General features: G+C 71.0%; 7 protein-coding genes. 1 reads left to right on the top strand and 6 read right to left on the bottom strand.

Going from position 1 to position 8247, the window contains the following annotated elements; translation table 11 throughout:
• Positions 1 to 148 precede the first annotated feature (148 nt).
• The 6 genes from AC1DU6_RS13410 to AC1DU6_RS13385 form a co-directional block, all read right to left on the bottom strand.
• Entirely contained in the window at positions 149 to 1741 is a 1593-nt protein-coding gene (locus AC1DU6_RS13410; RefSeq protein ID WP_477857692.1) for an acyl-CoA dehydrogenase family protein, read from the bottom strand.
• A gap of 152 nt (positions 1742 to 1893) precedes the next feature.
• Positions 1894 to 3048, bottom strand: coding sequence for a GGDEF domain-containing protein (locus AC1DU6_RS13405; RefSeq protein WP_056204971.1), 1155 nt, complete (start codon positions 3046 to 3048; stop codon positions 1894 to 1896).
• Entirely contained in the window at positions 3045 to 3512 is a 468-nt protein-coding gene (locus tag AC1DU6_RS13400; protein ID WP_056204969.1) for a CreA family protein, read from the bottom strand. Before AC1DU6_RS13400 ends, AC1DU6_RS13405 begins: the two co-directional genes overlap by 4 nt.
• 9 nt (positions 3513 to 3521) lie before the next feature.
• Positions 3522 to 4634: a lactonase family protein gene (locus AC1DU6_RS13395; RefSeq protein WP_477857689.1), complete on the bottom strand. Its 1113-nt coding sequence runs from the start codon at positions 4632 to 4634 to the stop codon at positions 3522 to 3524.
• Entirely contained in the window at positions 4631 to 5914 is a 1284-nt protein-coding gene (locus tag AC1DU6_RS13390; protein WP_477857688.1) for an alanine racemase, read from the bottom strand. The genes AC1DU6_RS13395 and AC1DU6_RS13390 overlap by 4 nt, the downstream gene beginning before the upstream one ends.
• A 7-nt stretch (positions 5915 to 5921) precedes the next feature.
• The gene (locus tag AC1DU6_RS13385; protein WP_477857686.1) at positions 5922 to 6821 is read right to left on the bottom strand and encodes a diacylglycerol/lipid kinase family protein; all 900 of its coding nucleotides are present in this window, start codon (positions 6819 to 6821) and stop codon (positions 5922 to 5924) included.
• Between the two features lie 121 nt (positions 6822 to 6942).
• On the opposite strand from AC1DU6_RS13385, the gene AC1DU6_RS13380 reads away from it, so the two are divergent.
• On the top strand, positions 6943 to 8133 hold the full coding sequence (locus tag AC1DU6_RS13380) for a GGDEF domain-containing protein (RefSeq protein WP_477857684.1): 1191 nt from the start codon (positions 6943 to 6945) through the stop codon (positions 8131 to 8133).
• The last annotated feature ends 114 nt before the right edge of the window (positions 8134 to 8247 follow it).

Below are 8247 nucleotides of genomic sequence, written 5' to 3'. Positions count from 1 at the left end.
TGCGTTCGATCAGCAAAAGCCGACCTTGGTACGTCAATCTGGCATTCTTATGGCTGTTCACCCGGCCACCTTTATCTGAGAGTTCTGAAGCGTCGTAACTCCAGTCTCCCAGACCAGGTCGGGTGAACAACCTATCGAGACATCACAACTAGCCAACCAGCGCCGCGTCGAGGATCTGTGCCGCCTGCGGCACGGCCAGCGTGCCAACAAGGCGGCCATCGCCGCCGAAGCGGGTCGCGATGAAGGCGTCCGCGGCAATGGTGGACGATTGCTCACGCATCAGCAGGCCTTGGGCGCACAACACCAGGCCTTGCGCAACGCGGCGGGCCTGGGATTCAAGCGCAGTCGGGTCGCCGGTCAGCAGGCGCCGCAGGCTTTGGGCTTCGGCGCGCACCGGGGCGTCCGTGCTCTCGTCAAACGTATCGAGCAGTGCGAAGGCCACGTCGGGCTCACGGGCGACGGCACGCAGCACATCCAGGGCCATCACATTGCCCGAGCCCTCCCAGATCGAGTTCACTGGTGCTTCGCGGTACAGGCGCGCCAGCACACCGTCCTCCACGTAGCCATTGCCGCCGAGCAACTCCATGGCCTCGCCGGTGCACTCGATGGCGCGCTTGCAGACCCAGAGCTTGGCGGCCGGCGTCATCAGCCGTTGCCAGCCGGGCTCGTTGCTCTCGAAGCCCCGAGCCAGGCGCAGCATCAGCCGCATCGCGGCCTCGCTCTCCAGCGCCAGGTCGGCCAGCACGGTCTGCATCAGCGGCTGCTCGGCCAAGTGCCGGCCAAAGGCCGAGCGCTCGCGGGCGTTGTGCAGCGCCTGCACGAGGCCGGCGCGTAAGAGCGCTGCGCTGCCGATGACGCAGTTCAGGCGCGTGTAGCCGGCCATCTCGATCAGCGTCGGGATGCCGCGGCCTTCTTCACCGAGACGCCGCGCCCAGGCGCCGTGGAACTCGACCTCGCTGCTGGCGTTGCTGCGGTTGCCGAGCTTGTCCTTCAGGCGCATCACCTGGATGGCGTTGCGCGCGCCATCGGGCGTGTAGCGGGGCAGCCAGAAGCAGGTCGGGCCCGCTTCGGTGCGGGCCAGCACGAGGTGGGCGTCGCTGCTGGGCGCCGAGAAAAACCATTTATGGCCGGTGATCGCATAGCTGCCGTCGGCCTGGCTCGCGGCTGCAGTCGTCACGCGGCGCAGGTCGGAGCCGCCCTGCTTCTCGGTCATGCCCATGCCGACCCAGATCGACGGTTTCTCCGTCAGCGGCCGGTCCAGCGGGTCGTGCTCACGGCTGAAGAACTTGTCGCGCAGCGGCGCGAACAGCTCGGGCTGCCTGGCCAGCACGGGAATGGCGGCCTGGGTCATCGTTGCCGGGCACAGCGAGCCGGCCTCGACCTGGCCATGCAGATAGCAGCCGGCCGCGAAGTGGGCCCAGCGGCCGGGCGTGTCGGTGGCGAAGACGTCGGCCACGAGGCCCTGGCGGCGGTACATGGCCAGCAGGGCATGCCATGCCGGGTGGAAGTCGACGAGGTCGACACGGCGGCCGCGCGCATCGAGCTGGCGCAGCTGCGGGCCATTGCGGTTGGCGTCGCGGGCCAGCTGGGCGGTCTCGGCGCTGCCGAGTTCGGCGCCATAGCGCGTCAGCGGCTCGACCGCCTGCGGCGCGGCCTCGCGCAGCGCGGCCAGCAAGGCCGGGTCGGAGGCCAGCAGGTTGTGGCCGACCCATTCGTCGACGAGGTTGTCAGAGGTGGACATCTCGGTGACTCCATCCCAGAAGACTTGCGGGACGAGCGACGGGCCGCTCCCTAGCCGGCCCGCGCTGGCGATGTGCTTGCCGGTCGCGCCGGCAAGCATCGCCGTCCCCCCGGGGGACCGGCCAACGTACCCGTTGGACGAGAGGCTTCATGTCAGTCCTGGACCCCCGGCTCGGCCATCAACTGACCCTTGCCGGCGCGCCGGGCTTCGTAAAGGGCCGTGTCGGCGCGGCGTTGCAGGTCGGCCAGGCCGCGGTCACCGGGGCGCAGCTTGGCCCAGCCGGCGCTGAAGGACAGCGCCATGCCCAGCTCGGCCGGTGCGCGTTCGGCCAGCGCCTTGCGCAGGCGCTGGTCCAGGGCCTGCGGGCCCTCGGGCAGGCAGCGCGCCATCAGCACACCGAACTGCTCGCCGCTCAGGCGGCCGGCGAGGTCGCCCAGGCGCATCTGGGCCTGAATGCAGCTGGCAAACAGGGCCAGGGCGCGATCGGAAAAATCCATGTCGCGCTCTGCTTGCAGGGTCGCGAAGTCGTCCAGGTCCAGCACCACCAGGGCCAGGGGCTCGTCGTAGCGGCGCGCCATGGAGATCAGGTCGACCGAGCGCTGGGTGAAGGCGTTGCAGTCCGCCAGGCCGGTCAGGCCGTCGGTCTGGGCCAGGCGCGCCAGCTCGGCCTCGGTCTGGCCGCGCCAAGCCAGTAGCAGCATCGGCAGGGCCAGCAGCAGGGCGAGCTGGCCGGCCAGCGCCAGCAGCAGGTCGGGCCAGGGCGCGGTGTCGCCGAGCAGGGTGGTGGCGGCGCGGCCCAGCATGGCTGCCAGCAGCGGCAGCACGGCGGCCAGCCCCAGCAGGCGCCAGCGCCGGCTGTTCAGGCCCTGCAGCACCGTGCTGCGGCCCGGCAGCATCAGCGCCACGCCCAGCCAGGCGAGTTGGGCGCCGAGCACCGCGTCAGCCAGGGTTTGGCCGACGGCATGCTCGTCCGCCAACAGGGCGTGGCCAATGCCCAGCACCAGCGGTGCAGCCGCCATGAGCCAGCGCCCCGGCCGCGGCGTCAGCCACAAGCCCAGGGCCCACCAAAGCGCGGACAGGCCGAGGCTGATGACGGCCAGGCCGACGCTGTGCAGGGTCGGCACAGCCATTCGATCGCCGTGGGTCGGGCTCGCCATGGCCAGGCCCAGGGCCAGGGCTGCCATGCCCACCTGGGCCCAGCGGCCGCCGGCATTCGCGCCGTGCCAGCCGATCAGCGTGATCAGSACCAGCGCCGCGGCCAGCGCCTGCATGGGCATCAGCGCGAACAGGGCGGCAGTGAATGTCATTTCTTGATGGGGATGGGGGTTTCGCGGCCGACCGGTACGGCGGTCACGCTGTTCTGCGGCGAACCGTCGATGAGGCGGTCGGAGTAGGTCAGGTAGACCAGGGTATTGCGCGACGCGTCCACCATGCGAACGATGCGCAGCCGCTTGAAGACCAGGGATATGCGCTCGTTGAAGACCTCTTCCTGGCGCGGCAGTGCCTGGCTGATGGTGATGGGGCCGACCTGGCGGCAGGCGATGGAGGCCTCGGCCTTGTCCTCGGCCAGGCCGATGGCGCCCTTGATGCCGCCCGCCTTGGCGCGCGACACATAGCAGGTCACGCCCTGCACCTTGGGATCGTCATGGGCATCCACGACCACCTTGTGGTCGGGGCCGATCAGCTTGAAGGCGGTGTCGACCGAGCCGATGGGTTCGGCGCGGGCCAGCGCCGAGGCGACGAGCAGGAAAACGAGGGCGGCTTGCTTCATCGGCTCAGTCTAGAGCGAACAGGCCCCGGCGGGGCTGGGCACCGCCGTCTGGCGCCCCGTGAAGCGCGGCTGCTCGGGGCGGCCGAGGTCGAAATGGCTGAGCTGGTCGCTGCGCTGGTTGCATACGAACAGGTGGCGGCCGGCGCGGCAGGCGCTGCGCGGGTAGCTGCCATGCACCCAGTGATGGTCCAGCAGGCGCGGGCGGCGCGGCTGGGCCAGGGCGATGACGGCCAGGCTGTCGTGCAGTCGGTTCAATGCGTAGAGATGGCGGCCGCCGGGTGCGACGAGCAGGTCGGAGGCGTAGCTGGTGCCGGCAAAGCCGGCCGGCAGTACGGAGATCTCGTCAATCAGGCGCGGGCCGGCCGCCGTCAGCTCGACGGTCGACAAGGTGGACGACTCTTCCTGCAGCACGTAGACCCAGCGGGCGTCCGTGGGATGGAAGGCGAAGTGGCGCGGACCCGAGCCCGGGCTGAGTGCGAGTTCGAAAGCGGCGGCCTTCGGCGCACCGGACTTGAGCGGCCAGACGAGCAACCGGTCGCGGCCCAGGTCGGTGCCGAGCAGCCAGCGGCCGTCGGGGCTGGCCTGGATCATGTGGGCGTGCGGTGCTTCGTGACCGCTGCTGGCCTGGCTGCCGGGCGGAGCCTTGGCCGCCTGTTGCGGGCCCGGCCGGCAGTCCGGGCCGGCGCAACTGGGCCAGCTCTCGGCCTCGCCGAGGCGGCCATCGGCCTGCAGTGGCAGCGCGGCGAAGCGGGCGTCACCGTAGTGGGCCACCCAGGCGTGGCCGGCGCTCAGCGACAGGTGCACCGGGCCGCGGCCACCGCTGGGCTGGCGCTGCAGCAGTTCGAGCCGCCCATGCGCGTCCTGAGCGTAGACAGCGACATGGTCTGCGCCTTCCTCCGCGGCATAGACGTGTTGGCCCTGGGCCGCCAGCCAGCTCGGGCTGTGGGCGTTGGCCGTCAGGCCCAGGGCTTTCAGGCCGCCGTCGGCGGCGATGGCAAAGCTGTAGAGGCCCTGGCCCAGCGGGGCATAGGTGCCGACGTGAAGGAAGCGCGGCGGGGGCGTTGCGGCGGTGGCGGGCATCAGGGCAGCGGCGGAGAGGCTCAGCAAATGGCGGCGTTTCATGCGAACTGCGTCGTGATGGCATCGACGACGCGGTCGTCCTCGTCGACGACGGCCATCCAGGCCCATTTGTCGAAGGTCGTGCATGGGTGCGAGGGTCCCAGCGCGACGCGCTCGCCGACGGCGGGGCCGTCCCATCCGCTCGGGTCCCAGCGCAGATAGGCATGCTGGTCGTTCAGCCCGGTGACGCGCCAACCCGCGGGGGCCTTGGCTCGCTCGGCGCCGCGCAGATGCCAGACCGGCAGCGGCCAGCCGGCATCGAAGGACACATCACGCCGGCCGGCATTGAGCAAGGCCAGGCCCGGCTCGGGGCAGGACAGCACCTGGGTCCAGACCTCCAGCGCCGGCTGCAGGCTGGGCGCCGACAGCGGCGTGCCCATGCGCTCGTCCATGCTGCGCATGTAGCGGCCGTAGTGCTCGTGGTCATGACAGACGTAGCAGCCCGAGCGCAGCAGGCCCAGGCGACCAGGCTTGCCGGCCAGCACGGGGGCGACGAGATCGAAGAGGGCCGAGCCGCCGCCGCTGAGCCACAGCGGCTGCGCATCGGCGTCGATCAGGCCCTCCGCTTCGATGTCGCTCAGCAGTGCCTCGATGCGCGTCTGCCATTGCTGCATCAGCGCGCGGTCGGGTTCGCTCTCGCCTCGGACCTGCAGGCCCTCGTAGAAGCCGATGCCGCGCAGCCGCAGTGCCGGGTGGGTTTTGAGTGCACGCGCCAAGGCCAGCGCCGGGCCATGCTCGCGCACGCCGCAGCGCGAAGTGCCGAGTTCGATCAGCACATCGATCCGAGCCTCGCCTTGGCCCAGATCCGCCCAGTGCGCCGCCAGCAGATCCAGCTGTGCCTGCGAGTCGACAAAGAAGGCCAGCTCCAGGCCAGGGTGGCGGCGCCGCAGGTCCAGCAATTCGGCCAGCTCGGTCGCGCCGATGAGCTGGTTGGCGATCAGCGCCCGCCGCGCGCCAGCGGCCAGGCCCAGGCGCAACTGGTGCACGTTGGCGAACGTCAGGCCCCAGGCGCCGGCGTCGAGCTGGCGGCGGAACAGCTGCGGGCTCATCGTCGTCTTGCCATGCGGCGCCAGCTGCACGCCGCGCTGGGCCGCAAAGTTCTGCATCCAGGCGATGTTGTGGGCCAGGGCCTGCTGGCGCACGACGGCCAGGGGTGTCGGCAGCTCGTGCAGCGTCCAGCCGCGCTGGGCCACGTCGGCCAGTGGCAGGGGCGGCTGCAGTGCCGGAAAGCCTTTCAGCCAGGGACCGAGCCAGCCGGCGCGCGGGGTGTCGTCATGATCCATGGCGCCATCATCGCGCGCGGACGACGCTGAGGGCCTGCGGCAGCACGCGCACTGCGATGTCGGTGGCGGACGGCAGGGGCTCGCCGTCCACGGCCAGCGGCACGGACGCGGGGCTGGTCAGGTGCAAGGCCTTGAAGCGGCTCAAGCTCACCTTGGCATGACGCAGGTGCAGCCCGGTCAGCAGCAGCGGCATCATGGCCATCGCACCCAGCCGCCCGAAGGCGGCAACGCGCAGCAGCTGCAGCTCGCCGTCGTCCACGCGCGCGCCGGGTGCAGCCGGCATGCCGCTGCCATAGCTGGGCGTGTTCAGGCTGGAGGCGAACAGCATCGGCCCGTCGCTCAGCAGCTGGCCATCGGCCTCGACGCGCATCGGGTAGACGCGCAGCCGGCCAATCTCGTTGAGCGTGGCCCACAGATAGCGTGGCTGGCCGCGCAGCCAGTGGGGTGCGGCCTGGGCGCGGATGGCGATGGCCGCGTCGAAGCCGGCGGTCAGGCTGGACATGAAGAGCTGGGCGCCGCCTTCGGCCGTCGTGATCTCGCCCAGGTCCATCGCTGCGGCCGGCGCGCGCTGTGCGTGGGCCAAGGCCTCGCGCCAACCCATGCGTGCCAGGCCGAGTGCGCGGGCCAGGTCGTTGCCGGTGCCGCCGGGCAGGATGGCCAGCTGCAGCCGGCGTGCGACCAGGGCCGGCAGCAGCTGGTGCACGGTGCCGTCGCCGCCGGCGACGATGACGCGGCTGCCTTCGGGCAGGGCCAGCAGGCGCTGACGTGCGGCGGCGACGTTCTCGGGCAGCACCAGTGGCACGCCGGGGAGGGCCTCCCGCAGCGGGGCGGCGAGGGCGGCACAGCGGCCGTTGGCGGCATGCGGGTTCAGCAGGCACAGCGCCGGGGTCAGGGCAGAGGCGATCACGCCGGGCATTGGATTCTGCGGCGCGCCCTCACGCCATCGGCGCAGACCCTGCGGCGCAGTGTGCCGGCTCTGTCTACACTGGTGTTACAACTCAACACAACCAACGAGGCGCTGCTCGCGCATGTCGCTGCACATCCCCACCCTGGTGCTGATGCTCGTGCTCGGATTCGGGCTGCTGACGCTGCAGCTGTGGATGGCTGGGCGCGGAGCGCTCAGCCGCGGCGAGCTCAAGCGCCTGGGTTGGGCGGGGCTGGCCTTCAGCTTTGGTTTTGCCTTCTTTGCGCTGCAGCCCTGGCTGCCTGGCTGGGCTGTACTGCTGGGCGGCAACTGGCTGCTGATGGCGGGCCTCGCTGGTTTCGCGGCAGCGGTATCGCGGCATCTGTTGAACCGCGGCCTGCCGGCTTGGCACCACGGGTTGCTGCTGCTTGCGGCCTTGGCCGTGCCGGCGGTGCTGGACGTGTCGCAGCCGGTGCGCGCTGGCGCGATGTCGGCGGCCATGGGGGCGCTGCTGCTGCCGGCCACCCTCGCGTCGCTGCGGCTGGGCTGGCGCGGCGAGACGAGTTTTCGCGCCGTCTCGCTGATGCTGCTGATGGCCAGCCTGGCGCTGTGGCTGCGCGTGGGCTTCGCCGCCTGGTGGTTGCGCGCCGGGCCGGCCGACGCCGAGCCCTGGCAGGCCTGGAGCGGCGCCATCTTCATGCTGGCCTTCATGGCGATGCTGGCGGCGGGCTTCGGCTTCGTGCTGGCGAATTTCGAGCGCATGGCCAGCCAGATGCGCAAGCTCGCCAGCGTCGACGGGCTGACCGGTGCCGTGAACCACAACACGACGGTGTCGCTGCTGGCGCATGCGATGGAGCGTGGCCGCCGCGAGGGCCAGCCGGTCGGCTTCGTCATGCTGGACCTGGACCACTTCAAGCGCGTCAACGACCGGCATGGCCATGCCGTGGGCGACCAGGTGCTGAAGGCCGTCGCGGCCTGCACGCGCTCGCGGTTGCGCGGCTCCGACGTGCTCGGGCGCCTGGGCGGCGAGGAGTTCGGCCTCGTGCTGCCTGCCACCGGTGCCGCCGGCGCCAAACATCTGGCCGAGCAGGTGCGCCTGGCCGTGGAGGCATTGGAACTGCAGGGCGACGGCGGCATGCCGCTGCGCGTGACGCTGTCCGCGGGCGTTGCCGAAGCGGCCAAGAGTGACACGCCCGAAACGCTGATGCATCTGGCCGACAAGGCCCTCTACCAGGCCAAGCAGAAGGGTCGCAACCGCGTCGTCGTGGCGGATGACTGGATGCGTAATTCGACCTTGCAATCCGTGGTGGGTTGAGCCTTCCGGTATTTGATTTTTGTGCATTCGGGCCGAGCGCTGGGCCGCTCCCKAGCCGGCCCGCCGGGCGATGTGCTTGCCGGTCGCGCCGGCAAGCATCGCCGTCCCCCCGGG

The organism is Roseateles sp. P5_B10, from assembly GCF_056400485.1.
Note: the sequence above shows the minus strand (reverse complement) of the source record. Positions and strands in the feature narration are given on the sequence as shown.

Bases quoted from the DNA above. Each gene is read 5' to 3' on its own strand.
- AC1DU6_RS13410 (WP_477857692.1), bottom strand. From the start codon at position 1,741: ATGTCCACCTCTGACAACCTCGTCGACGAATGGGTCGGCCACAACCTG.
- AC1DU6_RS13400 (WP_056204969.1), bottom strand. From the start codon at position 3,512: ATGAAGCAAGCCGCCCTCGTTTTCCTGCTCGTCGCCTCGGCGCTGGCC.
- AC1DU6_RS13395 (WP_477857689.1), bottom strand. From the start codon at position 4,634: ATGAAACGCCGCCATTTGCTGAGCCTCTCCGCCGCTGCCCTGATGCCC.
- AC1DU6_RS13390 (WP_477857688.1), bottom strand. From the start codon at position 5,914: ATGGATCATGACGACACCCCGCGCGCCGGCTGGCTCGGTCCCTGGCTG.
- AC1DU6_RS13380 (WP_477857684.1), top strand. From the start codon at position 6,943: ATGTCGCTGCACATCCCCACCCTGGTGCTGATGCTCGTGCTCGGATTC.